This is a genomic window from Pseudomonas guangdongensis (genome assembly GCF_900105885.1).
GTDB classification, from domain to species: Bacteria; Pseudomonadota; Gammaproteobacteria; order Pseudomonadales; family Pseudomonadaceae; genus Geopseudomonas; species Geopseudomonas guangdongensis.
Genome location: NZ_LT629780.1, coordinates 1610898 through 1636492, shown reverse-complemented (window position 1 = coordinate 1636492; position 25595 = coordinate 1610898). Strand labels below are relative to the sequence as shown.

The following is a 25595-nucleotide window of genomic DNA, read 5'->3' as shown; positions in this document are numbered from 1 at the left end:
GCGCCTCAACGCGGCGGCAACTGCTCCAGACGGCTGAGGATTTCCTGTACCACCATCCGCGGCGGACGCTGGTCGGTCTCGATCACCACATCGGCGATCTCCCGGTACAGCGGATCGCGGGTTGCCAGCAGCTCGCGCAGCACCTGGCCGGGGTTGGCGGTGCGCAGCAGCGGCCGGTTGCGGTCGCGCGCGGTACGCTCCAGCTGCTGCTCCACCGAGGTGTGCAGGTAGATGACCCGGCCGCCGGCATGCAGCGCCGCGCGGTTCTCGGCACGCAGCACCGCGCCGCCGCCGGTGGCCAGCACCAGGCCGTCCTCGCGGCACAGGTCGGCCAGCACCGCCTGCTCGCGCTCGCGAAAGCCGGCCTCGCCCTCGACATCGAAGATCCACGGGATGTCGGCGCCAGTGCGCACCTCGATCTCCTTGTCGGAATCCTTGAACGGCAGGTGCAGCTCCTTGGCCAGAAGACGCCCGATGGTGCTCTTGCCAGCCCCCATCGGGCCCACGAGTATCAGATTGCGCACGGATCAACGACTCACAGAAAACGCCTGGGTGTCCATGATACGCGGTGTGAGGAAGACCAGCAGCTCGGATTTCTGGTCGCTGACGATGTCGCGGCGGAACAGCCGGCCAATGAACGGGAGATCGCCGAGGAACGGTACCTTCTCCACCGACTTGGTCTGGGTGTTGGAGAACACCCCGCCGATGACGATGGTCTCGCCGTCGGTGACCAGCACCTTGGCGTTGACCTCGTTCTTGTTGATCGGCGGCACGCCGTTGAGCGCCTTGGCGAAGTCCGGCTCGTCCTTGGTGACCCGCACCTCCATGACGATGCGGTTGTCCGGGGTGATCTGCGGCGTCACCTCCAAGGCCAGCGCCGCCTCCTTGAACGAGGTGCTGGTGGCGCCGCTGGAGCTGGCCTCCTGGTAGGGCACTTCCGAGCCCTTGAGGATCTTGGCGGTTTCCTTGTCCGAGGTGACCACCTTGGGCTGCGAGACCACCTCGCCGTTGCCGGTCTTCTCCATCGCCGACAGCTGCAGGTCGAGGATGGTGTTGTCGGTGATGAAGCCCAGACCGATGCCGGCCGTGCTGTTGGCCGCGCCCAGGTCGATGAACGGGGTGTTCAGCGGAATCTCGGGAATCCCGGCGAAGCGCCCGGTGCTGCGCGAGGGGATGTAGTCGTCGTCGCCCGGCTTTCCCTGGGCGTTGGGGTCGTCGACCACGTCCAGCTGGCCGTCCTTGCCCCAGGCGCGCCACTTGTTGTCGTTGGCCTTCCACAGGTTGCCGCCCCAGCGCACGCCGAGGCTCTTGTCGTAGCCGACGTTGGCCTCGACGATGCGCGCCTCGATCATCACCTGGCGCACCGGCACGTCGAGCTGGGTGACGATGCGCCGCAGCTCGTCCAGACGCTCGCCGGTCAGGTAGGCGATCAGGCTGTTGGTGCGGTCGTCGTAGATCACCGAACCGCGCATGTCCTTCTGCTCGCCGCCCTCGGAGAACTCCTCGAACAGCTTGGCGATGTCCGAGGCCTTGGCGTAGTTGAGCTGCACCACCTCGCGGCGCAGCGGCGCCAGCTCGGCGATCTGCCGCTTGCTCTCCAGCTCCAGGCGCTCGCGTTCGGCGATCTCCGCCGCCGGCGCCACCAGCAGCACGTTGCCGAGCATGCGCTTGTCCAGCCCCTTGCTCTTGAGCACCAGATCCAGCGCCTGGTCCCAGGGCACGTTCTGCAGGCGCAGGGTGATGTTGCCCTGCACGCTGTCGCTGGCCACCAGATTGAGCTCGGTGAATTCGGCGATCAGCTGCAGCACCGCGCGCACGTCGATGTCCTGGAAGTTCAGCGACAACTTGTCGCCGCTGTAGGCGAAGCGCTCGCGCTTGTTCTGCTCGACATCGGCCTTGCTCAGCGGCTTGACGCTGACGATCAGCCGCTCGTCGGTCTGGTAGGCCAGATAGTCGTAGAGGCCGCTCGGCTCGATGACGATGCTGGTCTGCTCGCCTTCGCTGCGCGCCTCGACGACGCTCACCGGGGTGGCGAAGTCCTTGACGTCCAGTCGCGTGCGCAGCGCGTCGGGCAGTTCGGTACGGGCGAACACCAGACGGATCTTGCCGCCATCGTCGCGGATTTCCGGGCTGATGCCGCGGTCGGACAGCTCGATGACCACATTGCCCTCGCCCTGCTCGCCACGACGGAAGTCGATGTTGCGGATCGCCTTGCCGGCCGGCAGGGCCGGAGCCGGCACACTCGGCGCCAGAGCCGGCGCGGCGGCGAGCGGCGCAACGGCCACCGGCGCCACCGCGTCCCCGGTCGCCCCGGCGCCGAGGGTGACGAACAGCTGGCGCCCCTCGCTGCGGGTGCTGTAGGGCGTCAGGTTCAGCAGGTTGACGATCATCCGCGTGCGCTCGGGAGTCTCCACCAGGGTCACGCTGCGCGCGTTGCCGACCCCCAGCTCGCGCACCCGGCTGCCGAGCCGATTGCGCACGCCGGGCAGGTCGAGGGCGATGCGTGCCGGCTGCTCGATGGTGTAACCGCGCGGCGCCTCCACCGGCTCGTCGAAGGTCAGCTTCAGCTCGATGCGATCGCCGGGCAGGGCCGCGACGTCGAGGGCCTGCAGGTCGGCGGCCTGGAGCGCCGGGGCCAGCAGCAGCGCCAGCAGTGACAGGCTTGAACGCGAAAGAGGACTGTGCATTGTCTGAATCCGTTGTGCAGACCTGAGAAAGGGGTTCATGCGTCACCCGCCGCCGGGGCACCGTCCTTGAGCGGCAGGATGCGCGGACGCTCGAGCCAGCCGTCGTTGCCGTCGGGCACGATCTCGCGCAGCTCGATGCGGTCGGCATGGATCGCCACCACCCGGCCATGGCTGCGCCCCAGGTAGTCGCCGACGGCGACCCGCTGGACGCCGGCGGCGCTGGCGACCAGGGCGAAGGTCCGCTGCCGGTTGGCCAGCAGGCCGACCATCTGCAGGGTGTCGATGTCGAAGGCTTCGAGCGGCTGCTTCTGGCGCGTCTCGTCGGGACGCACCAGGCTGCCGTCCTGTGCCTTCTGCTGGGTCGCGAAGCGCTGCAGCGGCAGGAATGGGCTGCGCAGCGCGCCGGCGTTATAGGTGAAGGCCTCGTAGGGGGCGAACTGCGGCACCGCCTCGACGCGCCCGGACGGCCGGGCGCGCACCTCGTCCATGTAGGCCTGCAGGTCGGCGACATCGCCATCGCCGCAGGCGCTCAGCAGCGGCACCAGGCAGGCGCCGAGCAGCATGCGCAGACTCCTCATGGCTGCAATCCCTTGTCGTTGTAGCGATAAGTCCTGGCCAGTATGTCCATGCCCAGGCGCACGCCATTGCTGCCGGCCACCGGCTTGATCTCGAAATCGTGCAGGGTGACGATCCGCGGCAGGCTGGCCGCGCCGCTGACGAATGCTGCCAGGTCGTGGTAGCCGCCGAGCACGCGGATGCGGATCGGCAGTTCGATATAGAAGGGCTGCACCACCTCGGGCAGCAGCTTGATTTCCTCGAACTCCAGGCCGCTGTCCAGGCCGGTGCGGGTGATGTCCTCGAGCAGGCCGGGCACTTCGGTATCGCTGGGCAACTGGCGCAGCAGCGAGCCGAACGACTGCTCCATCTCCGCCAGCTGGGCGCGGAACACCTCCAGATTGGCGGCCTGGAAAGCCTTGCTGGCGAACTGTTCCTTGAGCGCCTGCTCCTCCTGACGCTGCTGCTCCAGGCCGGCCTGCAGGTCGCTGAGGTGCAGCTGCCAGCCCAGGCCGAGCAGCACGACGAACAGCAGCACGGCGCTGATCGCCTTGACCGGCGCCGGCCAGGCGCCGAGGTTGTTGAGGTCGAGCTCGCCGAGATCGACCTTGCGCAGGCTGTCCAGGCTGTCGCGCAGGCTCATGGCGTCGCCCCCTTCTCGCTCGGCTGCTCGGCAGACGGCTGGGTCTGCTGCACCGTCAACTGGAATACGTTGCCCTGCTCGGGCGCCGTGGCGCTGAGCGCGCGCACTTCGGTGAGGTTCGGCGCCATCAGCCAGTCGGAGGCCGCCAGGCTGCGCATCAGGCTCGACACCTGGTGGTTGGATTCGGCGACGCCGCCGATGGCGATCTGCTGGGCGCTCATCTTCAGCTCAGTGAAATACACACCCTCGGGCAGGGTCCGCACCAGCTGGTCGAAGATCCGCGCGATGATCGGCCGGTTGCCCTGCAGGTCCTGGATGATCTTCATCCGCTCCAGTAGTTGCGTGCGCCGCTCGCGCAGGTCGCGGATCTCGGCGATCCGCGTGTCCAGCAGGACGATCTGCTCGCGCACGAAGGCGTTGCGCGCCTGTTGCGCGGACAGGGCCGCGTTCAGGTAACGGTCGGCCCCGACGACCAGCGCCACCGCGCTCAGCAACACGCCCAGCAGCGCCAGCTGGAAGCGCTTCTTGCGCTCCTCGCGGCGCTGCTCGCGCCAGGGCAGCAGGTTGATCCGCGCCATCAGTCGAAACTCCGCAGGGCCAGGCCACAGGCCGTCAGTAATGCCGGCGCATCGGCCGCCAGCGCCTGCGCGCCGACCCGGCTGCCGACGCCCATCGCCAGGAACGGGTTGGCCACCGAGCAGGGCGTTCCCAGGTGCTCGGCCAGGCGCTCGGCCAGCCCCGGCAGGGCTGCCGTGCCGCCGGCCAGCAGCACATGGTCGACCGCGGCGAACTGGCCGGCGGCGAAGAAGAACTGCAGGCAGCGGGCGGCCTGCTGGAGCACCGAGTCCTGGAACGGCAGCAGCACCTCGTCGGCACAGCCGGGCGGCAGTCCACCCTGACGCAGCGCCTGCTCGGCCTCCGCCGCACTCATCGCATAGCGGCTCTGCAGCTCCTCGACCAGTTGCCGGCCGCCGAACAGCTGTTCGCGGCTATAGAGGGTGCGCTCGCCCTGCAGGACGCTGAAGGTGGTCAGCGTCGCACCGACGTCCAGTAGCGCCACCAGCGCGGCCGGCTTGTCCTCGCACGGCTGCAACAGCGCGCAGGCCCGCTCCAGCGCGTGCGCCTCGACCTCGACCACCCGCGCCTCGACGCCGGCCAGCGCCAGCGCCGCCTCGCGCGCCTCGACGTTCTCCTTGCGACAGGCCGCCAGCAGCACCTCGGCGCGCTCGGGATTGCGCGGCGCCGGGCCAAGCACCTCGAAATCCAGGGCGACCTCGTCCAGCGGGTAGGGGATGTACTGGTCTGCCTCCAGGCGCAGCAGGTTCTCCAGCTCCTCCTCGGAGAGGCCGGCCTCCATCTCCAGCAACTTGCCGATCACCGCCGAACCCGGCAGGGCCACCGCCGCCTGGCGCACCTTGCTGCGCGAGCGTGCCAGCGCGCGGGTCAGCGCCTGGGCGACGCCTTCAACCTCGGCGAGGTTGCGGTCGACCATCGCGTTGGCCGGCAGCGGCTCGATGGCGTAGGCCTCGATCTGGTAGCGCCCGGCCGAGCGCGACAACTCGACCAGCTTGACCGCCGACGAACTGATGTCGATGCCCAGCAGGGTATCGCTCTTCTTCCTGAACAATGTCGGCATCGCCAACTTCCCTATCGGCATCGGCGGATCACTCGCGGGCGCCGCGCACCGCGGCCCGGGATGCGCGACAGGTCCGCCGGGGGCGGGCGAAAGTGGGTATAATGTGACCAGTTCCTGCCTCACCTGCGAACATTTGCGCCCTCCTCCCTTTCCGAATCAGCCAGATTGCCGATGCGCGTACTGAAATTCCTGTTGTGGACCTGTGTCGCCCTGTTCAGCGCCGTGCTGCTCGGCCTCAGCGGCACCTACCTCTACCTGAGTCCGAACCTGCCGGCGGCGGAAACCCTGCGCAACGTGCGCATGCAGGTACCGCTGCGGATCTACAGCGCCGACGACCTGCTGATCGCCGAGTTCGGCGAGATGCGCCGCACGCCGATCCGCTTCGAGGACATTCCGCCCGACTTCATCAGCGCGCTGCTGGCCGCCGAGGACGACAACTTCGCGAACCATTATGGCGTCGACGTCAAAAGCCTGATGCGTGCTGCTGCGCAATTAGTGAAGAGCGGACAGATCCAGACCGGCGGCAGCACCATCACCATGCAGGTGGCGAAGAACTTCTTCCTGTCCAGCGAGCGCAGCTTCTCGCGCAAGGCCAACGAGATCCTGCTGGCCCTGCAGATCGAGCGGGCGCTGAGCAAGAACGAGATCCTCGAGCTGTACGTCAACAAGATCTACCTGGGCAACCGCGCCTACGGCATCGAGGCCGCCGCCCAGGTCTACTACGGCAAGTCGATCGACCAGCTGTCGCTGGCCCAGCTGGCGATGATTGCCGGCCTGCCCAAGGCGCCGTCGCGCTACAACCCGGTGGTTAATCCCGAGCGCGCCAAGATCCGCCGCGACTGGATTCTCCTGCGCATGTTCGAGCTGGGCCGCATCGACCGCCTGCGCTACGAACAGGCCCTGGCCGAAACCGTCGAGGTGCGCGCCCAGGCCATCGCCCCGCCGCAGATCGAGGCGCCCTACGTCGCCGAGATGGCCCGCGCCGAACTGGTCGGCCAGTACGGCGGCGACGCCTACACCGAGGGCTACCGGGTCTATACCAGCGTGCGCGGCGACCTGCAGGAGGCCGCCAACCAGGCCCTGCGCAGCGGCCTGATCGACTACGACCAGCGCCATGGCTGGCGCGGCCCGGAAGCGCGCTTCCCCGGCCTCGACAATGCCGCCTGGCTGGCCAAGCTGGCCGAGCAGCGCACGCTCGGCGGGCTGGAGCCGGCGATCGTCAGTCGCGTCGAACGCGACGGCATCCGGGTGCTGACCCGCGGCGGCGCCGAGGAGGCGGTGGCCTGGCAGAGCATGAAGTGGGCACGCCCGCACCTGGCCACCAACAGCCTCGGCCGCGCGCCGCAGAAACCTGCCGATGTGGTGCAGAGCGGCGACCTGATCCGCGTGCAGCGCCAGGCCGACGGCAGCCTGCGCTTCGTCCAGTTGCCCCAGGTGCAGGGCGCGCTGGTTTCCCTCGACCCGCGCGACGGCGCGATCCGCGCGCTGATCGGCGGCTTCTCCTTTGAGCAGAGCAACTACAACCGCGCCGCCCAGGCCAAACGCCAGCCCGGCTCCAGCTTCAAGCCGTTCGTCTACAGCGCGGCGCTGGACAAGGGCTTCACCGCCGCCAGCCTGATCGACGATGCGCCTATCGAGTTCGTCGATCCCTACACCGGCAAGGTCTGGCGACCGAAGAACGACAACAACACCTTCCTCGGCCCGATCCGCATGCGCGAAGCCCTGTATCGCTCACGCAACCTGGTATCGATCCGCCTGCTGCAGGAGATCGGCATCGACTACGCCGTCGACTACGGCACGCGCACCTTCGGCCTGCCGCGCGACGACCTGCCGCGCAACTTCTCGCTGGCGCTAGGTACCGCCAACCTGACCCCGCTAGAGGTGGCCAGCGGCTACACGGTGTTCGCCAACGGCGGCTACCGCGTGCAGCCCTACCTGATCACCCGCATCGACGACCGCGACGGCAACACCCTGTTCCGCGCCAACCCGCCCCGCGTGCCGGAGGCACGCCCGGCCGCCGTCCAGACGACAGCCGAAGTCCCGGGCGAGTCGCCGGCACAGGCCGAGCGGGTGATGGATGCGCGCACCGCCTACATCATGACCAGCATGCTGCAGGACGTGATCAAGCGCGGCACCGCCCGCCGCGCGCTGGCCCTGCAGCGCAGCGACATCGCCGGCAAGACCGGCACCACCAACGAACAGAAGGACTCCTGGTTCGCCGGCTACAACGGCGACTTCGTCACCACCGCCTGGGCCGGTTTCGACCAGCCGCAGAGCCTCGGCCGCGGCGAGTACGGCGGCACCCTGGCACTGCCGATCTGGATGCGCTACATGAGCGTGGCGCTCAAGGATCTGCCGCCGCACCTGCCGCCCGAGCCGGACGGCCTGCTGCGCCTGCGCGTCGATCCGGCCAGCGGACGGGCCGCCGCTGCCGGCGCCGGGGATGCCTTCTTCGAGCTGTTCCGCAGCGACATGCCGCCGCAACCGGCCACGTTCGAGCCGCGCGGCTTCACCCAGGACCACTTCAGCAACGAGGCGGCCCCGGTGCCCATCGACCTGTTCTGAGCCCGGCAAGCCGGGCACGGAAACGAAAAAACCCGCCTGAAGGCGGGTTTTTTCATCGGCTCACGACGCGGCTCAGTTGCCGAACACGCCGTCCACCGACTTCAGCGGATAGTGCGCCGGGTAGCCGAGACGTGCCACGCCGGTCTCGATGGCGGCCTTGGCCACCGCGTCCGGCACCAGCTGGATCAGACGCTGGTCCATCGGCTTGGGAATGATGTACTCGCGACCGAACTCCAGGTGCTCGACGCGGTAGGCGTCGCAGACTTCCTTGGGCACCGGCAGCTTGGCCAGCTCGCGGATCGCGTTGACCGCGGCGATCTTCATCTCCTCGTTGATGCGGGTGGCGCGCACGTCCAGGGCACCGCGGAAGATGAACGGGAAGCCCAGCACGTTGTTGACCTGGTTCGGATAGTCGGAGCGGCCGGTGGCCATGATCACGTCGGAACGGGTCGCATGGGCCAGCGCGGGGGAGATTTCCGGATCCGGGTTGGAGCAGGCGAACACGATCGGGTTGGCGGCCATGCGCGCCAGGTCCTCGGCCGACAGCAGGTTGGCGCCGGACAGGCCGACGAACACGTCGGCACCTTCCATCGCCTCGGACAGGGTGCGCTTGTCGGTCTCGTGGGCGAACACCGACTTGTACTGGTTGAGATCGTCGCGGCCGGCGTGGATCACGCCCTTGCGGTCGATCATGTAGATGTTCTCGATCTTCGCGCCGAGGCTGACCAGCAGCTTCATGCAGGCGATGGCCGCGGCACCGGCGCCGAGGCAGACGATCTTCGCCTCCTCCAGGGTCTTGCCGGCGATTTCCAGGGCATTGAGCATGCCGGCGGCGGTGACGATGGCCGTGCCGTGCTGGTCGTCGTGGAACACCGGGATGTCGCACTGCTCGATCAGCGCACGCTCGATCTCGAAGCACTCGGGCGCCTTGATGTCTTCCAGGTTGATGCCGCCGAAGGTGATGGAGATGCGTTTGACGGTGTCGATGAAGGCCTGCGGGCTTTCCGCGTCCACCTCGATGTCGAACACGTCGACGCCGGCGAAACGCTTGAACAGCACGCCCTTGCCTTCCATCACCGGCTTGGAGGCCAGCGGGCCGAGGTTGCCGAGGCCGAGGATCGCCGTGCCGTCGGAAATGACCGCGACCAGATTGCCCTTGCCGGTGTACTTGAACGCCAGTTCGGGGTCGCGGGCGATCTCGCGGACCGGCTCGGCCACGCCCGGGCTGTAGGCCAGGGCCAGGTCGTGCGCGGTGGCCGTCGGCTTGGTCAACTCGACGCTCAGCTTACCGGGACGGGGCTGGGCGTGGTATTCGAGCGCGGCGGTTTTCAGGTCAGACATGTTGGTGCTTCCGCTTATTATAGGTAGGACAGACAGGGATCCCGAGCATACGGCAAGAGCCTCGCGGCTCACAAGAGCACCGCCGCAGGGCCTCGCCCGCCCCTGTCAAGCCCCCTGTTGGCGGCCGCTTTCGACCGCGAGCGGAGCCTCAGAGCCGGCGCAGCAGCGCCGGATGATCCAGGCTCAGTTGCCAGCGCGCCTGCCCCGGCCGGAGCGCGCCGCGACGGCTGCGCTCGACCACCCAGCCGCGCACCTCGACCCGCCGGCCGACCAGCGCGCGCAGCGCATCCGGATCGAAGCGGGCGATCCGCTGCGGCGCGACGCGCAGCACCAGCGCGCCATCCATCCGCAGCCACAGGCCGCCGCGATTGCGCTCGAAGCTCTCGATGCGTCCGCTCAACAGGGCGAAGCCGCCGGCCTGCAGCTGGCCGACCGCGCGCTGCGGATTGCGCCGCCACAGTCCGCGGCGCGCGGCGCGCGCCTGGGCCTCGGCGGCCAGCAGGCAGTCGAGCCGCGCGGTGTTCGGCGCCAGCGCCACCGCCAGGCCCAACCCGGCGGCCAGTTGCGCCGACGCCCAGCTGCGCCCGTCGCGACCGAAGGCATGCGCCAGGCTGCGGCCGTAGCGATCGCGTGGCTGCGCGCCCGGCTGCAGGTAGACGCGCCCGGCGCTGGCGGCGACCAGCCTTTCGAGGTGGCGCATCGCCTCCACCGCGAAGGGCTCGGCGGGACGCCCGCCGCGGGCCATTTCCGGCGTGTTGAGGCCGATCAGCCGCACGCTGCGGCCATCGGCCAGGCGCAGGGTGTCGCCATCCACCACCCGCTCCACCCGCGCCTCGCGCAGTCCGGCGGGCATCGCGCAGGCCTCGGCGGTCGCCGCTTGCGCGGGCAGCAGCCACAGCAGCGCAGCAACGAAAAAGGCGCCCCATAGGGGCGCCTTTTCGCTCGTGCCGGGAAACAGCGAATGCATCCCGGGTACGCAATCTTACTTGGTCGCGCCGAAGCCAGCGAAACGCTGCTTGAAGCGATCGATACGGCCGCCGGTGTCCAGCACCTTCTGCTTGCCGGTGTAGAACGGGTGGCACTCGGAGCAGACGTCGAGGCTCAGGTCCTTGCACAGGGTGGAGCGGGTCTTGATCACGTTGCCGCAGCTGCAGGTTGCGCTGATTTCTGCGTACGCGGGATGGATTTCCGGTTTCATCTATGGATCCTCAGGGATGATGTGCCGCCACCCGGCACCATGCCGAGCACCGCACGAGGTAACGCACCGGGGCAGTCTGGCCACCCGGAAAAATAGGGCGGCATGATAACAGAGCACCGTCCCGATGCAAGCGCAGAGCGGATCGCCGGCCATGCTAAGATCGCCCGCCCCGCCTGCGGAGCCCCTGCGTGAGCCTGCCCATCCTGCGCCTTGCCCTGCCCTCGCCGCTGCGCCGGCTGTTCGACTACCGCGCCCCGCGCGACATCGATCCGGCCCTGCTGCTGCCCGGCGTGCGCCTGCGCGTGCCCTTCGGTCGCCGCGAGGTGGTCGGCGTGCTGGTGGCGCGGGCCGCGCACAGCGAGATCGACGAGACGCGCCTGCGCGAAGCGCTGGCCCTGCTCGATCGCGCCCCGGTGCTGCCGCCGGCGCTGCTGGAGCTGTGCCTGTGGAGCGCCAGCTACTACCAGCACAGCCTCGGCGACACCTTCGCCTGGGCGCTGCCGGCGCTGCTGCGCCAGGGCGAGTCGGCCGAGCGCGGCGAGGAGCGTTTCTGGCAGGCCGCCCCCGGCGCGCGCGCCGACGATCCGCGCCTGGCGCGCGCGCCGCGCCAGCGCCAGGCGCTGGCCACCCTCGCCCAGCACCCCCACGGCATCGACCAGAACCGCCTGGAGCAGTTCCAGCTGTCGCGCGACAGCCTCAAGGCCCTGCACGACAAGGGCCTGGTGCAGGTGCGGCGCCAGCGGCCGAGCCTCGCCGTGCACCAGGGCGCCTGGCTGCTGCAGCCGGAACTGGCGCTCAACGACGAGCAGCGCAGCGCCTTCGAGGCGGTGCGCGCAGGCTTCGGGCGCTTCCACCCCTGCCTGCTGGAAGGCGTCACCGGCAGCGGCAAGACCGAGGTCTACCTGCAGCTGATCCGCGAGACCCTGGAAGCCGGCCGCCAGGCGCTGGTGCTGATTCCGGAGATCAACCTCGGCCCGCAGACCCTGGAGCGCTTCGCCCGGCGCTTCAACGCGCGCATCGCCCTGCTGCACTCGGGGCTGACCGACCGCGAACGCCTGGACGCCTGGCAGGCGGCCCGCGAGGGCAGCGCGCAGATCGTCATCGGCACCCGCTCGGCGCTGTTCACCCCGCTGAAGAATCCGGGGCTGATCATCGTCGACGAGGAACACGACGCGTCCTACAAGCAGCAGGAAGGCCTGCGCTACCACGCCCGCGACCTGGCGGTGATGCGCGCGCGCCTGGAGCGCGTGCCGCTGCTGCTCGGCTCGGCCACCCCCTCGCTGGAAAGCCTGCACAACGCCCACCAGGGCCGCTACGCCCTGCTGCGCCTGACCCGCCGCGCCGGCGGCGCCCAGCCGCCGCGCTTCGAGCGCCTCGACGTGCGCAGCCGGCCGTTGGACAGCGGCCTTTCGCCGCCGCTGCAGCGACTGATCGGCGAGACCCTCGCCGCCGGCCAGCAGGTGCTGGTGTTCCTCAACCGCCGCGGCTTCGCGCCGACCCTGCTGTGCCACGACTGCGGCTGGATGGCGCTGTGCCCGCGTTGCGACGCGCGCCTGACCCTACACCAGCGCAGCGGCGAGCTGCGCTGCCACCACTGCGACCACCGCCAGCGCCCGCCCGGCGCCTGCCCGCAGTGCCAGCACGTCGACCTGCGCCCGGTCGGGGTCGGCACCGAGCGCAGCGAGGAGCGCCTGCGCATCCTCTTCCCCGAGGTCCCGATCCTGCGCGTCGACCGCGACAGCACCGCGCGCAAGGGCGCCATGGAGCAGCTGTTCGCCACCATCAATCGCGGCGAGCCGTGCATCCTGGTCGGCACCCAGATGCTCGCCAAGGGCCACCACTTCCCGCGCGTGACCCTGGTGGCGATCCTCGACGCCGACGGCGGGCTGTTCAGCGCCGACTTCCGCGCCAGCGAACGCATGGCCCAGCTGATCGTCCAGGTCGCCGGACGCGCCGGACGCGCCGAGGAGCCGGGCCGGGTGATCATCCAGACCCACCTGGCCGACCACCCGCTGCTGGTCCAGCTCAGCGAGCAGGGCTATGCCGCCTTCGCCGCCCAGGCCCTGGCCGAGCGCCGCGCCGCCGGCCTGCCGCCCTTCGCCCACCTGGCCCTGCTGCGCGCCGACGCGCACCGCCCGGAGCAGGCCGAGGCCTTCCTCGACCAGGCCGCGCAGCTGGCCGAGCAGCGCCTGGACGACGGCGCCAACACGGCGGTGATGGTCCTCGGCCCGGTACCGGCGCCGATGGAACGCCGCGCCGGCCGCCACCGCGCCCAGCTGCTGCTGCAGTCGGGCAGCCGCGCCGCGCTGCACCGCCTGCTCGGCCCCTGGGTCGCCGAACTGGAAGCGCTGCCCGGCGCTCGCCAGGTGCGCTGGTCACTGGACGTCGATCCGGTCGACCTGTTCTGAGCCGCCGCCCCGGCCGGTGCGGCGATTGCGCACACGCCGGACGCGGGCGCTCCGCTAAAATGTGCGTCCCCCTTGCCGAGGAGCGCAGCACCATGAGCGATACCCCCACCTACGGCGTCGGCGACGCCTCCTACCAGGCGGCCGGCGGCATCGACGGCCTGCGCCGGCTGGTCGACGACTTCTACCGGATCATGGACGAGTGGCCGGGCGCGGCACGCATCCGCGCCATGCACCCGGCCGACCTGAGCACCTCCGCCGACAAGCTGGCCTGCTTCCTCAGCGGCTGGCTGGGCGGGCCGAAACTGTTCCGCGAAAAATACGGCAGCATCATGCTGCCCCATGCCCACGCGCCCTGGCCGATCGACGAGCAGGACAGCGCCGCCTGGCTGACCTGCATGGAGCGCGCCATCGTCCGCCAGGACTTCGCCCCGGCGTTCGCCGGCTACCTGCTGACCCAGCTGCGCGTGCCGGCGCAGCGCATCGTGCAGGTCTGCCGGCACGCCCACGGCGGCGCCGGAGCCACACCCGCGGGCGCCGACGCCAGCCACTGACCTGCCTCAAGGGCGCCTCGGGATGGGCGCTCTTTCATGGAACGGGTCGCCCGCCGCGGCCAGTTCCACTGCCATCGGGATGTTAATTCATGAATGCTCTGCGCCTGTTTCTCGCCGCCTACCTCGGCCTCCTCACCCTGCTCTGGCTGCTGGCCGACAACCTGTTCGCTGCCGGCTACGCCTTCTTCGACCTGCGCCGCGCGGTGGTCAACGGCACCGGCATCCTCGCCATCGGCGCGATGAGCCTGGGGCTGCTGCTGGCCGCCCGGCCGGCCTGGGTCGACGCGCGCCTCGGCGGCCTGGACAAGGGCTACCGCCTGCACAAGTGGCTGGGCATCGCCGCGCTGCTGCTGTCGGTGCTGCACTGGGCCTGGGTCCAGGTGCCCAAATGGATGGTCGGCTGGGGCTGGCTGGAGAAGCCGGCGCGCAAGGCTGCCGGCAGCGAGCCCTCGGCGCTGGCCGCCTTCTTCAACGGCCAGCGCGGGCTGGCCGAAAGCCTCGGCGAGTGGGCCTTCTACGCGGCCCTGCTGCTGATCGCCCTGGCGCTGTACCGGCGCTTCCCCTACCGCCACTTCTTCAAGACCCACCGCCTGCTCGCGCCGGTCTACCTGGTGCTTGCCTACCACTCGCTGATCCTGATGAAGCACGACTACTGGAGCGCAGCGGTCGGCCCGCTGGTCGCCCTGCTGATCGCCGCCGGCAGCGGCGCCGCGCTGCTCTCGCTGGGCGGGCGGATCGGCGCGCGGCGCAAGGCCATCGGCACGGTCGAGGCCATCGAGCTGCACCCGGACAACCACGTGCTGGGCGTCGACGTGCGCCTGCACGACCGCTGGCCGGGCCATGCCGCCGGGCAGTTCGCCTTCGTCACCTTCGACCGCGCCGAAGGTCCGCACCCCTTCACCATCTCCTCGGCCTGGCAGGGCGACGGCCGCCTGCGCTTCAACATCAAGGGCCTGGGCGACTACACCGCACGCCTGCCGCACAGCCTGCAGGTCGGCGATGCGGTATGCGTCGAAGGCCCCTACGGGCGCTTCGACTTCGCCCCGCAGGAGCGCGCCCAGGCCTGGATCGCCGGCGGCATCGGCATCACCCCGTTCATTGCCCGCCTGCAGGATCTCGCCGGGCGTCCCGCCGGGCGGCCCATCGACCTGATCTACTGCACCAACGCCCCGGACGCCGGCTTCATCGCCCGCCTCGAAGCCCTCGCCGAGACGGCCCAGGTGCGCCTGCACCTGCGCGTCAGCGGGCGCGACCCGCGCCTGGACTGCGCCGGGCTGTGCGCCCTGCTGCCCGACTGGCAGACCCGCGACTTCTGGTTCTGCGGCCCGGCGGCGTTCGGCGCGGCGCTGCGCAGCGGCCTGGAAGCCCGGGGGCTGCCGGCCACGCGCTTCCATCAGGAACTGTTCGACATGCGCTGATCAGAAGGTCAGCGTCAGCGCGCTGCGAAACTGCCGCTCGGTGCCGCTGAGCGGATCGCGGAAGGCCAGCGCCCGGGCCAGCAGCTTGAGCGGCCTGGCGTAGTCGTCGGCTTCGCGGCGGTGACGGCCGTCCAGCTCGGGGTAGAAAGGGTCGTTGCACAGCGGTGCGCCGAGCGCCGCCATGTGCACCCGCAGCTGGTGCTTCTTGCCGCTGACCGGCTCCAGGCCGTAGCGCCACAGGGCGTCACGGCGCTCCAGCACCTCGATGCGCGTCTCGCTGTTGGCCTCGCCGGGCGCCTCGCACATGCGAAAGAACGGCTCGCCCGGCACCAGCCGGGTGGCGCGGCGCAGCGGGAATTCCAGCGCCGGCAGCGCCGGGGCGATGGCCTCGTAGCGCTTGTGGATCTCCCGGCTGCGGAACAGCGCCTGGTAGCGGGCGCGGCTGGCCGGCGCGGTGGAGAACAGCACCAGCCCGGCGGTCAGGCGGTCGATGCGGTGCAGCGGCACCAGGTGCGGATTGTCCAGCTGGCGCGCCAGGCGGCTGAGCAGGGTTTCCTCGACGTACTCGCCGGACGGCATCACCGGCAGGAAGTGCGGCTTGTCGGCCACCAGCAGGTGCTCGTCGCAATGGAGGATGCGCTCGACGAAGGGAATCCGCGGTTCGGCCGGCACCTCGCGGAAGTAGTGCACGCGCAGGCCGGCGCGGTAGGGATGCGCGGGGCCGATGGGCAGCCCGGCGGCATCCAGCACCCGCCCGCGCGCCATGCGCGCCAGCCAGGTGTCGCGGTCGATGGCCGGAAAGCGCGCACACAGGCAGTCGAGCACCGTCGTCCAGTCGCCGACCGGCAGGTGGACGGTGCTGGAGCCGACGCCGCCGGCGGAAAGGCGTTTGAGGGTCATCGCAGCGCTCGCAGGCCGTGGAGGGGCGCGCAGTGTAGCCGCCCGCACCACGGGCTCCGAGTCCTTTCGGCGCGCGGCTCAGTCGCGCTTGCGGAAGAACAGGGTGACCTGGCCCAGCTCGAAGCCGAACTTGCTCATCCGCGCGCGGTTGACCATCACCTGCTCGTCGATCAGGAACATCCAGTCGTCGAAATCCACCTCGTAGGTGGTGCCGTCGACCGGCAGCAGCAGGCTGTAGCGCCAGTTCAGCGCATTGCCGGCCAGCTCGCCGCGGGCGCTGCCGATCACGTCGGCGGCGCTGCCGCGCCACTGGCCGTCGGCCTGGCGCTGCAGACGCCAGACCCGGCGGTCGGTGCTGCCGTCGCTGTAGGCGAAGCGCTCGTCGAGCACCAGCTGCTCGCCCTCCATGCGCCCCTCGATGACCACCTTGAAGCGCTTGACCACCTCGCCGTTGCGCTTCTGGAACATGCCCCAGGCATCGGTGGTGCCGAGGAAGTACTGCGGCAGGTCGAGGGCCGGCTGGGCGTCGCGATAGTCCTGCACGCCCGGTGCGCCGCAGCCGGCCAGCACGGCCAGGCTCAGTGCCAGCAACCATTTCTTCATGACGAAACTCCTCTGGGTCGGTCGGTTCAGCGGCGGCGGGCGACGATCTTGGCGCCGTCGGCGCTCTCCAGCACCAGGCGGCCGGCGGCGTCCAGACGGTGCGCGCGCACGCCTTCGAGCTGGCGCAGGAAACGCTGTTCCTGCTCCATCAGCGCCGGCGGGCAGGCCATCATGGTCGAGGCCGGGGACTGGATGTGCAACGCGGCGCCGTCCTGATGGTAGGCGGCGAAGTAGCGGTTGCAGGAGGCCTGGCCGGCGACGCGGCCGTCGGCCATGAAGTTCAGGGTGATCGGGGCGTCGGCCAGCGGCGCGGCGCCGGCCAGGCTCTCGACCTGCCACTCGCCGGCCAGGGCGACGGCCGCAGGTGGGGCACTGTGGCTGGCGCAGCCGGCGGCGAGCAGCAGGCCGCCGAGGATTAGGGACAGACGGGCGAATGCGGACATGGGGCAACCTCCGGAGATAGAGCGCCCCAGTGTGCCGCATCCGCTCCCGCCTGCAAACGCCGCGCGCCGCTCAGGAGGCGTGGCGCGGCAGGCCGATGGAGATCAGCGCGGCGAGCAGCACGAACAGGCTGGACACCCACAGACAGGCCTCCAGCCCCCAGACCTGGAACACCCAGCCCGACAGCAGGGTGCCGAGCAGCCGGCCGAGGGCGTTGGACATGTAGTAGAAGCCCACGTCCAGCGACACGCCGTCCTCCTTGGCATAGCTGACGATCAGATAGCTGTGCAGCGAGGAGTTGATCGCGAACAGCGCACCGAACAGCAGCAGGCCGCCGATCAGCACCGTCTGCGCCGGCAGCTCGCTGCCCAGGCCCAGGGCGATGGCGGCCGGCAGCCCGGCCAGCAGCGTGGCCCAGACGAACGCGGCGCGACCGTCCGGCACCTGGCCGCGGCGCTTGCCGGTGAGGTACGGGGCGAGCGACTGGACGATGCCGTAGCCGATCACCCAGGCAGCGAGAAAGCCGCCGACCTGCCAGAAGTCCCAGCCGAAACTGGCCGACAGGTACACCGGCAGCGCCACCACGAACCACACGTCGCGGGCGCCGAACAGGAACAGCCGGGCGGCGGACAGCAGGTTGATCGCCCGGCTCTTCGACAGCAGGTCGCGGAACTTCGGCTTGCTCTTCGCCTTGCCCAGATCCTGCTTCAGCAGACACACGCTGGCCAGCCAGACCACTGCCAGCACGCCGGCCATCGCCAGTACCGCGCCGGCGAAGCCCAGCGTGGTCAGCAGCGCGCCGCCGAGGAAGAAACCGACGCCTTTGAGCGCGTTCTTCGAGCCGGTCAGCAGCGCCACCCAGCGGTACAGGGTGCCCTGCTGGCCGTCGGCGACCAGCAGCTTGATCGAGCTCTTGGCGCTCATCTTGTTGAGGTCCTTGGCGATGCCGGACAGCGCCTGCGCCGCCATCACCCAGGGGACCGTGAGCAGGGCCGCCGGCACCGTGAGCATCAGCAGCGCCGCCACCTGCAGGCCGAGGCCGATGTTCATGGTGCGGTTCAACCCCAGCCGCGCACCCAGCCAGCCGCCGACCAGGTTGGTGACCACGCCGAAGATCTCGTAGAACAGGAACAGCGCGGCGATCGAGAGCGGGCTGTAACCGAGGCCGTGGAAGTGCAGCACCACCAGCATGCGCAGCGCGCCGTCGGTGAGGGTGAAGGCCCAGTAGTTGCCGGTGACCAGCAGGTACTGGCGGATTTCGGGAGAGAGACGGGACAGGGCGTGCATGAGGGGAGCCTGATGCGAAGAAGTCGTAGGGTGGGTCAGCCGCGCAGCGGCGTAACCCGCCAGGTATGCCGCAGGCATCCTTGTGGCCTCCGGCCGATTGGTGGGTTACGGCCTGCGGCCTAACCCACCCTACACAAGCCTGTCGATCAACCGGCCAGACCGACCTTGCGCGCCAGCTCGACGGTGCGGTTGGCGTAGCCCCACTCGTTGTCGTACCAGGCGTAGACCTTCACCTGGGTGCCGTTGACCACCAGGGTCGACAGCGCATCGACGATCGACGAGCGCGGGTCGGTGCGATAGTCGATCGACACCAGCGGACGCTCTTCATAGCCGAGGATGCCCGCGAGCGGGCCGGCGGCGGCGGCCTTGAGCAGCGCGTTGACCTCCTCGGCGCTGGTGGCGCGCTCGACCTCGAACACGCAGTCGGTCAGCGAGGCGTTGGCCAGCGGCACGCGCACCGCATGGCCGTTCAGCTTGCCGCGCAGCTCGGGGAAGATCTCGGCGATGGCGGTGGCCGAGCCGGTGGTGGTGGGGATCAGGCTCATCCCCGAGGCGCGGGCGCGACGCAGGTCCTTGTGCGGCTGGTCGAGAATGCTCTGGGTATTGGTCAGGTCGTGGATGGTGGTGATCGAGCCGTGACGGATGCCGAGGGCCTCGTGGATCACCTTGACCACCGGGGCCAGGCAGTTGGTGGTGCAGGAAGCGGCGGTGACGATGCGGTGCTGCGCCGGGTCGAACAGCCCGTCGTTGACGCCCATCACCACGTTCAGCGCGCCCGCCTCCTTGACCGGCGCGCTGACCACCACGCGCTTGACGCCCTGATCCAGATAGCCCTGCAGCACGGCGACGGTCTTCATCTTGCCGCTGGCCTCGATCACCAGGTCGCAGCCCGACCAGTCGGTGTCGGCGATGGCCTTGTTGGCGGTGACCCGAATGCGCCGGCCGTCGATCACCACGCAGTCGCCGTCGCTACCCGCCTCATGGGACCAGCGGCCATGCACCGAGTCGAAGTTGAGCAGATGGGCGTGGGTCGCCGCGTCGCCGGCCGGGTCGTTGATCTGCACGAACTCCAGCTCCGGCCAGCCCCAGGCCGCGCGTAGGGCCAGACGTCCGATGCGGCCGAAGCCGTTGATGCCTACCTTGAGGGTCATGCTCTTGCTCTCTCTTCCGGTGAATATTCTTCGAGGGTCAGATGGTGCGCAGGTTGACGCGGCGGGACAGCTCTTCGGCCGACTCCTTGCGTTCGGAGTAGCGGTCGACCAGGTAGTCGGTGCGCCCGCGCAGCAGCAGGGTGAACTTGACCAGTTCCTCCATCACGTCGACCACCCGGTCGTAGTAGGCGGAGGGCTTCATGCGCCCGGCCTCGTCGAATTCGAGGAAGGCCTTGGCCACCGAGGACTGGTTAGGGATGGTGAACATGCGCATCCAGCGGCCGAGGACGCGCATCTGGTTGACCGCGTTGAACGACTGCGAGCCACCGCAGACCTGCATCAGCGCCAGGGTCTTGCCCTGGGTCGGGCGGATCGCACCCATGGTCAGCGGGATCCAGTCGATCTGCGCCTTGAACACCGCGCTCATCGCGCCGTGGCGCTCCGGCGAGCACCACACTTGGCCTTCCGACCAGAGCACCAGTTCGCGCAGCTCCTGCACCTTGGGATGCTCCTCCGGCGCGTCGTCCGGCAGCGGCAGGCCGGACGGGTCGAAGATCCGCGTCTCGGCGCCGAAGCGCCGGAGCAAACGCGCGGCCTCCTGCACCAGCAGGCGGCTGTAGGAGCGTTCGCGGTTGGAGCCGTAGAGCAGCAGGATGCGCGGCGGGTGTTCCGGCTGGGCCGGCAGGCCGAGCCTGTCCGGATCGGGCAGCTCGAGCAGTTCGGGAGCGATGTTGGGCAGGTCGTCGTGCATGGGAAGCCTCGTTTCGGACAGTTCAGCAGCAGGCGGCACTGCGCGCGGGGCGCTCGCCCATCTCGGCCAGGCGGCGGGTCTGCGGGGACAGCCAGTGACGGTTGGAGTCGAGCATCAGGCGCAGCAGCTCGTGCACCCAGTCCGGCAGGTCGGGATGCAGGCGGTAATACACCCACTGGCCCTGGCGGCGGTCGGCGAGCAGGCCGCAGGCCCTGAGCTGGGCCAGATGGCGGGAAATCTTCGGCTGGCTCTCGCCCAGGGCGCAGACCAGCTCGCAGACGCACAGCTCGCCCTCGCGGGCGATCAGCAGGACGAGACGTGCGCGGGTCTCGTCGGCCAGGCTCTTGCAGAGCAGCGGCGGGGTCAGGTGTTCGGCCATCGACGGCGCTCCCGGCAGGTATGGGAAACAGAACATATGCCAAATCGAATATTCGGTAAAGCCGCCACACCCTTCGCTTCAAGAAGATCAAATCCAGCGGAAGATTGCCTCGCCGCACTGAACATGCACTTTTTCATATGTTATGGTGCCACGACATTCAACCCGCCATCGATGACCGCTCGATGACACGCCACCCGGAGTCGCCCATGTCCGCATCCCCCAGCGCCGTCGATGTCCTGGTCATCGGCGGCGGCCAGTCCGCCCTGGCCACCGCCTGGTGCCTGAAACGCAGCGGCCTGTCGTTTCTGCTGCTCGACGAGCAGGCCACGCCGGGCGGCGCCTGGCTGCACGGCTGGGACTCGCTGCGCCTGTTCTCCCCGGCCACCTGGAGTTCGATCCCCGGCTGGCCGATGCCGGCCAGTGCGGGCACCTATCCGACCCGCGCCGAGGTCATCGACTACCTGAGCCGCTACGAGGCGCGCTACCAGCTGCCGGTGCTGCGCCCGGTGCATGTCGACGCCGTCGAGCGCGACGGCGACCACCTGCGGGTGCGCGCCGGCGAGCGCCAGTGGCGGGCGCGCGCGGTGGTCAGCGCCACCGGCACCTGGAGCCACCCGTACATCCCCGACTACCCCGGCCGCAGCGAGTTCGCCGGGATGCAGCTGCACTCGGCGCACTACGTCGCCCCGACACCCTTCGCCGGCCAGCGGGTGATGATCGTCGGCGGCGGCAACTCGGGGGCGCAGATCCTCGCCGAGGTGTCGCAGGTCGCCGAGACCCTGTGGATCACTCCCGAGCCGCCGCTGTTCCTCGCTGACGAGGTCGACGGCCGTGTGCTGTTCGAGCGCGCCACCGAACGCTGGAAGGCGCAGCAGGAGGGCCGCCGCATCGAGCAGCCGGTGGGCGGGCTGGGCGATATCGTCATGGTCGAGCCGGTGCGCGAGGCGCGCAGTCGCGGCGTGCTGGTCAGCGAGCGGCCGTTCGCGCGCTTCACCGAGCATGGCGTGGAATGGGCCGACGGCCGCCACGCCGAGGTCGATGCGGTGATCTGGTGTACCGGCTTCCGCCCGGCGCTGGATCACCTGCAGCCGCTGGGCGTGGTCGAGGCCGACGGCAAGGTGGCGGTCGAAGGCACCCGCGCGCTGCGGCAGCCCAACCTGTGGCTGGTCGGCTATGGCGAGTGGACCGGCGCCGCCTCGGCCACCCTGATCGGCGTGACCCGCACCGCGCGCAGCACGGTCAGCGAGATAGTCGCCGCCCTCGGCGGGCACTGATTTCCCTGGCGCCGCCCCTCGGCAGCGCCGCATCCGCGAGACAAGGAAGGTAATCCCCGATGTCCAGTCCCTGTGAAGTGGCGGCCAAACAGGCCGCCGGCGCCCCGCTCGGCGTCTTCGAGCGCTACCTGAGCCTCTGGGTGCTGCTGTGCATCGTCGCCGGCACCCTGCTCGGCCTGTACCTGCCGGGCGCCGCACAGACGGTCGGCGCGCTGGAGGTGGCGCAGGTCAATCTGCCGGTCGGCGTGCTGATCTGGGCGATGATCGTCCCCATGCTGATGAAGATCGACTTCGCCGCCCTGCACGAGGTGCGCCAGCAGAAAGCCGGAATGGGCGTCACCCTGCTGGTCAACTGGGCGGTCAAGCCGTTCTCCATGGCGCTGATCGGCTGGCTGTTCGTCAAGGTGCTGTTCGCCCCCTGGCTGCCGGCCGCCGAGCTGGACAGCTACATGGCCGGGCTGATCCTGCTCGGCGCCGCGCCCTGCACGGCGATGGTCTTCGTGTGGAGCAACCTGTGCAACGGCAACGCCAACTTCACCCTGACCCAGGTGGCGCTCAACGACCTGGTGATGGTGTTCGCCTTCGCGCCCATCGTCGCGCTGCTGCTCGGCGTGTCGTCGATCCCGGTGCCCTGGGACACCCTGCTGCTCTCGGTGGTGATGTACATCGTCATTCCGCTGGCCATCGCCCAGTTCCTCCGCGCCCGGCTGCTCAAGCGCGGCGAGGCGGCCTTCCGGGCCGCGCTGGCGCGGATCTCGCCGTTCTCCATCCTCGCCCTGCTGGCCACCCTGGTGCTGCTGTTCTCCTTCCAGGGCGAGGCCATCGTCGCGCAACCGCTGGTGATCGGCCTGCTCGCCGTGCCGATCCTGCTGCAGACCCTGTTCATCGCCGCCCTCGGTTACGGGCTGTGCCGACGCCTCAAGGTGCGCCACGACGTGGCCGGCCCGGCGACCATGATCGGCGCCTCCAACTTCTTCGAGCTGGCCGTGGCGGTGGCCATCGTGCTCTATGGTTTCGACTCGGGCGCGGCGCTGGCCACGGTGGTCGGCGTGCTGATCGAGGTGCCGGTGATGCTCGCCTTGGTGCGCCTGATCAACGACAGTCGCGGCTGGTACGAGCGCGCCCTGCCGCGCTGACGCCGGCTCAGCGCCGCGCGCGCAAGGCAGCGCCGAGCTGGTCGATCAGCTCGGCCCAGTCGGCGTCGCCGAGGATTTCCTCGCGCAGGAAGGCCGCCTGGGCCGGGCTCCAGAACGGCGCGTCGGCCAGCGCCAGGTCATCCGCCAGCGGCGCGTGGCGCTCGATGAAGTGGGCGATGGCTGCGGCATCGTTGGGCAGGCCGAGCTGGGCGAACAGGTCGTGGAAACGGTGGATCGGCTGGTCCATGGCGGGCTCCGGCGGCAGGTGGCTGACCGTACAGAGTATTGACCCGTTCGCCGCGCCCTGCCCGCTCAACCCCAGCCGAGGGTCAGCGCGGCCAGCGCCAGGTAGCGCAGGCCCTTGGCCAGACCGACCAGCAGCAGGAACACCCACAGCGATTCGCGCAGCATCCCGGCCACCAGGGTCAGCGGGTCGCCGACCACCGGCAGCCAGCTCAGCAGCAGCGACCAGCGGCCGTAGCGGCGATACCAGTGCTGGGCGCGGTCGAGCTGCGCGGCGCCGACCGGGAACCAGCGCCGGTGGCGGAAACGGTCGAGGGAGCGACCCAGCCACCAGTTGAGCAGCGAGCCAAGCAGGTTGCCGGCGGTGGCCACGACGAGCAGCGCGGCGACCGGGTGGGACTCGGCCAGCAGCAGGCCGACCAGCACGGCCTCGGACTGCAGCGGCAGCAGGCTGGCCGCGCCGAAGGCGGCGAGGAACAGCCCGAGGTAGCCCAGCTCAAGCACGCCCGGCACTCAGCATCGCAAGGGCCGCGGCCATCCGCTCACTCGTCGTCGCGGATGGTCGCGTAGTCGAAGCCGTAGACGTCGCTGAACCAGACCGGCGCGCCGTCGGCCATGCCGCCGTAGGTGATGCGCAGGGCCAGCAGGTTGGCGCCGTAGCCCAGATCGGCCAGGCGGCGGGCGAACAGGTCGCGGTAGAAGCTGCTGGCTTCCTCGTAGGCCTCGCCGACGCGGGCGTCCTCGTCGGGGAAGCGCGCGTCCAGCTCGGCGTCGAAGCGCTCGAAGCGCGCGGCGAAGTCGTCGGAGGCGTAGACGAACTCGTCCTCCTCGCCACCGAAGACGAAAGCCAGGTGCTCGCAGGGGGTCTCCAGATACTCGTCGCCCGCCTCGACGAACTGGCGCTGGCCGCAGATCGGGCAATGCACCTGGGGCGGCTGCACGCCGAACGGCTGTTCGATGGCGACGTAACCGACCTGACCGGCGACCGGGGAAGCGTTGTCCTGCATGGAATCCTCGCGTGCTCTGCTGTGACCTGGCGGAGCGGCCGGCGGCCGGCCCCGTGACGGGCGCAGAGTGTAGGGGCTTGGCGGGCGCGGCGACAGCCCCGCGCTCAGCCGGCGGCCGGCGGCGCCTCGTCCTGCGGGCAGTACAGCTGGTAGAGGGTGCCGAGCAGCACCAGCAGGCGCGGCTCGGCGATCCGGTAGAAGATCCGCTTGCCGTCGCGACGGGTCTGCACCAGCCCCTCGTTGCGCAGCACCGCCAGTTGCTGGGACAGGCTCGGCTGGCGCAGGCCGACCAGCTCCTCCAGCTCGCCGACCGCCCGCTCGCCCTGGCTCAACTGACAGAGCAGCAGCAGGCGATCCGGGTTGCCGAGGGTGCGCAACAGGCTCGCCGTGGCGCTGGCGGCGTCGCGCATCGTCTGCATATCGAGGTCGGTGGAGGCTTCGGTCATGGCACGGCGGATCCTGGGCTGAGCGGTTCGACGGCCGCACAGTATCGCCCGAGCGCGCGCGCAGCTCTAGGTCTTGTGCAGAAAACCGGCAGCGCCGATTGCCGCTCGTCCTAGCCCAGATGGCCGACGCGCAGGCTCAGTGGCCAGTCGACCGTCTGCAGCGCCTGCGCCGCGCCCCACAACGGCGCCAGTTGCTCGCCCAGCACGGCGACCGGGTCCGCCTCGCCCGCGCCGGCGCGCTGGCAGGCGGCGGTCGCCGACCAGCTGCGCAGGTGGCCGAGCAGCCGCGCCAGCGGCCACTCCACCTGCATGCTGAAGGCCGGCGCCGGCAACGCGGCAAAGGGAAACGCCAGCTCGCGGTAGCCGCTGTCGACATGCCGGCGCTCGGCCGGCCAGTAGGGGCCGACCACCGTCTGGCAGAAGTGCTGCAGCAGCGCATCGGCGCGCGCATCGCCCAGGCGCGGCGCCCCGTGGCACCACTCGGCGATCAGCCCGCCGGGCCTGAGCACCCGCTGCGCCTCGGCATGGAAGGCCGCGCAGTCGAACCAGTGCAGCGCCTGGGCCACGGTGATCAGGTCGACGCTGTGCTCGCGCAGGCCGCAGTCCTCGGCCGGCGCCAGGCGATAGTCGATGTGCGGGTGCGGCTCGGCGAACGTCAGTTGCGCGGGGCTGGCATCGCAGGCCACCACCCGGCGGAAGTGGCGCACCAGCTGCAGCGCCGCCTGGCCGTTGCCGGTGCCGCAGTCCCAGGCCATGTCGTGCCCCGGGCAGACCTCGGCCAGCCAGTCGAACAGCGCCGCCGGGTATTCCGGGCGCAGCCGGGGCGCGGCGCCGGCCGGGTGGTCCTCGCGAATCGTCTGCATGCTGGCACCCTCCCGCGCAGGCCTCCCCACCGCCTGCGCCACCCCACTCACGCCGTCCAGAATGGCGCGGGTTGCCCGGACACGTCCACGCCGAAAGCGTCCAGGCGCCCGC

27 protein-coding genes are annotated in these 25595 nt (G+C 70.1%); 6 read left to right on the top strand and 21 right to left on the bottom strand.

Annotated features, from left to right (window positions below):
* Window positions 1–5 precede the first annotated feature (5 nt).
* Genes aroK through pilM form a run of 6 tightly spaced genes read right to left on the bottom strand, consistent with a single transcriptional unit; the run spans window position 6 to window position 5521 of the window.
* Window positions 6–524 (bottom strand): shikimate kinase AroK, encoded by a 519-nt coding sequence (gene aroK / locus BLU22_RS07925; protein ID WP_090213453.1) that lies wholly within the window; start codon window positions 522–524, stop codon window positions 6–8.
* Between the two features lie 3 nt (window positions 525–527).
* Window positions 528–2687: a type IV pilus secretin PilQ gene (pilQ, locus tag BLU22_RS07920; RefSeq protein WP_090213451.1), complete on the bottom strand. Its 2160-nt coding sequence runs from the start codon at window positions 2685–2687 to the stop codon at window positions 528–530.
* Window positions 2688–2722: 35 nt separating this feature from the next.
* Window positions 2723–3265, bottom strand: coding sequence for a pilus assembly protein PilP (locus BLU22_RS07915; RefSeq protein ID WP_090213450.1), 543 nt, complete (start codon window positions 3263–3265; stop codon window positions 2723–2725).
* Complete coding sequence (gene pilO / locus BLU22_RS07910) at window positions 3262–3885, bottom strand: type 4a pilus biogenesis protein PilO (protein WP_090213448.1); 624 nt, start codon at window positions 3883–3885, stop codon at window positions 3262–3264. Before pilO ends, BLU22_RS07915 begins: the two co-directional genes overlap by 4 nt.
* Entirely contained in the window at window positions 3882–4463 is a 582-nt protein-coding gene (locus BLU22_RS07905; protein WP_090213447.1) for a PilN domain-containing protein, read from the bottom strand. Before BLU22_RS07905 ends, pilO begins: the two co-directional genes overlap by 4 nt.
* Window positions 4463–5521, bottom strand: coding sequence for a type IV pilus assembly protein PilM (gene pilM, locus BLU22_RS07900; protein WP_090213445.1), 1059 nt, complete (start codon window positions 5519–5521; stop codon window positions 4463–4465). Before pilM ends, BLU22_RS07905 begins: the two co-directional genes overlap by 1 nt.
* Before the next feature lie 171 nt (window positions 5522–5692).
* On the opposite strand from pilM, the gene BLU22_RS07895 reads away from it, so the two are divergent.
* A complete protein-coding gene (locus BLU22_RS07895; RefSeq protein WP_090213444.1) occupies window positions 5693–8086 on the top strand; it encodes a penicillin-binding protein 1A in 2394 nt (797 codons plus the stop codon).
* Between the two features lie 72 nt (window positions 8087–8158).
* Here BLU22_RS07895 and BLU22_RS07890 read toward each other — a convergent pair whose 3' ends face one another.
* From BLU22_RS07890 to rpmE, 3 genes are all read right to left on the bottom strand, one after another.
* Window positions 8159–9427, bottom strand: coding sequence for a malic enzyme-like NAD(P)-binding protein (locus BLU22_RS07890; RefSeq protein WP_090213442.1), 1269 nt, complete (start codon window positions 9425–9427; stop codon window positions 8159–8161).
* A 148-nt stretch (window positions 9428–9575) separates the two neighbouring features.
* A complete protein-coding gene (locus tag BLU22_RS07885) occupies window positions 9576–10394 on the bottom strand; it encodes a thermonuclease family protein (protein WP_090213441.1) in 819 nt (272 codons plus the stop codon).
* Window positions 10395–10409: 15 nt separating this feature from the next.
* Window positions 10410–10625, bottom strand: a complete 216-nt coding sequence (rpmE, locus tag BLU22_RS07880) for a 50S ribosomal protein L31 (protein ID WP_090213439.1) — start codon at window positions 10623–10625, stop codon at window positions 10410–10412.
* 188 nt (window positions 10626–10813) lie between these two features.
* Here rpmE and BLU22_RS07875 point away from each other — a divergent pair, with 188 nt between their 5' ends.
* From BLU22_RS07875 to BLU22_RS07865, 3 genes are all read left to right on the top strand, one after another.
* The gene (locus tag BLU22_RS07875) at window positions 10814–13033 is read left to right on the top strand and encodes a primosomal protein N' (protein ID WP_090213437.1); all 2220 of its coding nucleotides are present in this window, start codon (window positions 10814–10816) and stop codon (window positions 13031–13033) included.
* 92 nt (window positions 13034–13125) lie between these two features.
* On the top strand, window positions 13126–13584 hold the full coding sequence (locus tag BLU22_RS07870; RefSeq protein WP_090213436.1) for a group II truncated hemoglobin: 459 nt from the start codon (window positions 13126–13128) through the stop codon (window positions 13582–13584).
* 89 nt (window positions 13585–13673) lie between these two features.
* A complete protein-coding gene (locus tag BLU22_RS07865) occupies window positions 13674–15002 on the top strand; it encodes a ferredoxin reductase family protein (RefSeq protein ID WP_090213434.1) in 1329 nt (442 codons plus the stop codon).
* Here BLU22_RS07865 and BLU22_RS07860 read toward each other — a convergent pair whose 3' ends face one another.
* The 7 genes from BLU22_RS07860 to BLU22_RS07830 form a co-directional block, all read right to left on the bottom strand.
* On the bottom strand, window positions 15003–15902 hold the full coding sequence (locus tag BLU22_RS07860) for a pseudouridine synthase (protein WP_090213432.1): 900 nt from the start codon (window positions 15900–15902) through the stop codon (window positions 15003–15005).
* 78 nt (window positions 15903–15980) lie between these two features.
* Window positions 15981–16505, bottom strand: a complete 525-nt coding sequence (locus BLU22_RS07855; RefSeq protein WP_090213430.1) for a DUF3833 domain-containing protein — start codon at window positions 16503–16505, stop codon at window positions 15981–15983.
* Window positions 16506–16531: 26 nt separating this feature from the next.
* The gene (locus BLU22_RS07850) at window positions 16532–16948 is read right to left on the bottom strand and encodes an META domain-containing protein (protein ID WP_090213429.1); all 417 of its coding nucleotides are present in this window, start codon (window positions 16946–16948) and stop codon (window positions 16532–16534) included.
* A 70-nt stretch (window positions 16949–17018) separates the two neighbouring features.
* Complete coding sequence (arsJ, locus tag BLU22_RS07845; protein WP_090213428.1) at window positions 17019–18233, bottom strand: organoarsenical effux MFS transporter ArsJ; 1215 nt, start codon at window positions 18231–18233, stop codon at window positions 17019–17021.
* 146 nt (window positions 18234–18379) lie between these two features.
* The gene (locus BLU22_RS07840) at window positions 18380–19384 is read right to left on the bottom strand and encodes an ArsJ-associated glyceraldehyde-3-phosphate dehydrogenase (RefSeq protein WP_090213426.1); all 1005 of its coding nucleotides are present in this window, start codon (window positions 19382–19384) and stop codon (window positions 18380–18382) included.
* A 37-nt stretch (window positions 19385–19421) separates the two neighbouring features.
* The gene (gene arsH, locus BLU22_RS07835) at window positions 19422–20135 is read right to left on the bottom strand and encodes an arsenical resistance protein ArsH (protein ID WP_090213425.1); all 714 of its coding nucleotides are present in this window, start codon (window positions 20133–20135) and stop codon (window positions 19422–19424) included.
* Window positions 20136–20157: 22 nt separating this feature from the next.
* Window positions 20158–20514, bottom strand: coding sequence for a metalloregulator ArsR/SmtB family transcription factor (locus BLU22_RS07830; RefSeq protein WP_090213423.1), 357 nt, complete (start codon window positions 20512–20514; stop codon window positions 20158–20160).
* 206 nt (window positions 20515–20720) lie between these two features.
* Here BLU22_RS07830 and BLU22_RS07825 point away from each other — a divergent pair, with 206 nt between their 5' ends.
* Both BLU22_RS07825 and arsB read left to right on the top strand, forming a co-directional pair.
* Window positions 20721–21788, top strand: coding sequence for an ArsO family NAD(P)H-dependent flavin-containing monooxygenase (locus BLU22_RS07825; RefSeq protein ID WP_090213421.1), 1068 nt, complete (start codon window positions 20721–20723; stop codon window positions 21786–21788).
* 59 nt (window positions 21789–21847) lie between these two features.
* A complete protein-coding gene (gene arsB / locus BLU22_RS07820; RefSeq protein ID WP_090213419.1) occupies window positions 21848–22924 on the top strand; it encodes an ACR3 family arsenite efflux transporter in 1077 nt (358 codons plus the stop codon).
* Between the two features lie 7 nt (window positions 22925–22931).
* Here arsB and BLU22_RS07815 read toward each other — a convergent pair whose 3' ends face one another.
* The 5 genes from BLU22_RS07815 to BLU22_RS07795 all read right to left on the bottom strand — a co-directional run bounded on the left by BLU22_RS07815 (window position 22932) and on the right by BLU22_RS07795 (window position 25483).
* Complete coding sequence (locus BLU22_RS07815) at window positions 22932–23171, bottom strand: DUF2789 family protein (RefSeq protein WP_090213418.1); 240 nt, start codon at window positions 23169–23171, stop codon at window positions 22932–22934.
* Window positions 23172–23236: 65 nt separating this feature from the next.
* On the bottom strand, window positions 23237–23671 hold the full coding sequence (locus tag BLU22_RS07810; RefSeq protein ID WP_090213416.1) for a YqaA family protein: 435 nt from the start codon (window positions 23669–23671) through the stop codon (window positions 23237–23239).
* Window positions 23672–23709: 38 nt separating this feature from the next.
* Window positions 23710–24174 carry a hypothetical protein gene (locus tag BLU22_RS07805; RefSeq protein WP_090213415.1) on the bottom strand — a complete coding sequence of 155 codons (465 nt, stop codon included), beginning with the start codon at window positions 24172–24174 and terminating at the stop codon, window positions 23710–23712.
* Between the two features lie 104 nt (window positions 24175–24278).
* On the bottom strand, window positions 24279–24620 hold the full coding sequence (locus BLU22_RS07800; protein ID WP_090213413.1) for an ArsR/SmtB family transcription factor: 342 nt from the start codon (window positions 24618–24620) through the stop codon (window positions 24279–24281).
* A gap of 110 nt (window positions 24621–24730) precedes the next feature.
* A complete protein-coding gene (locus BLU22_RS07795; RefSeq protein WP_090213412.1) occupies window positions 24731–25483 on the bottom strand; it encodes a class I SAM-dependent methyltransferase in 753 nt (250 codons plus the stop codon).
* Window positions 25484–25595: the final 112 nt, after the last annotated feature.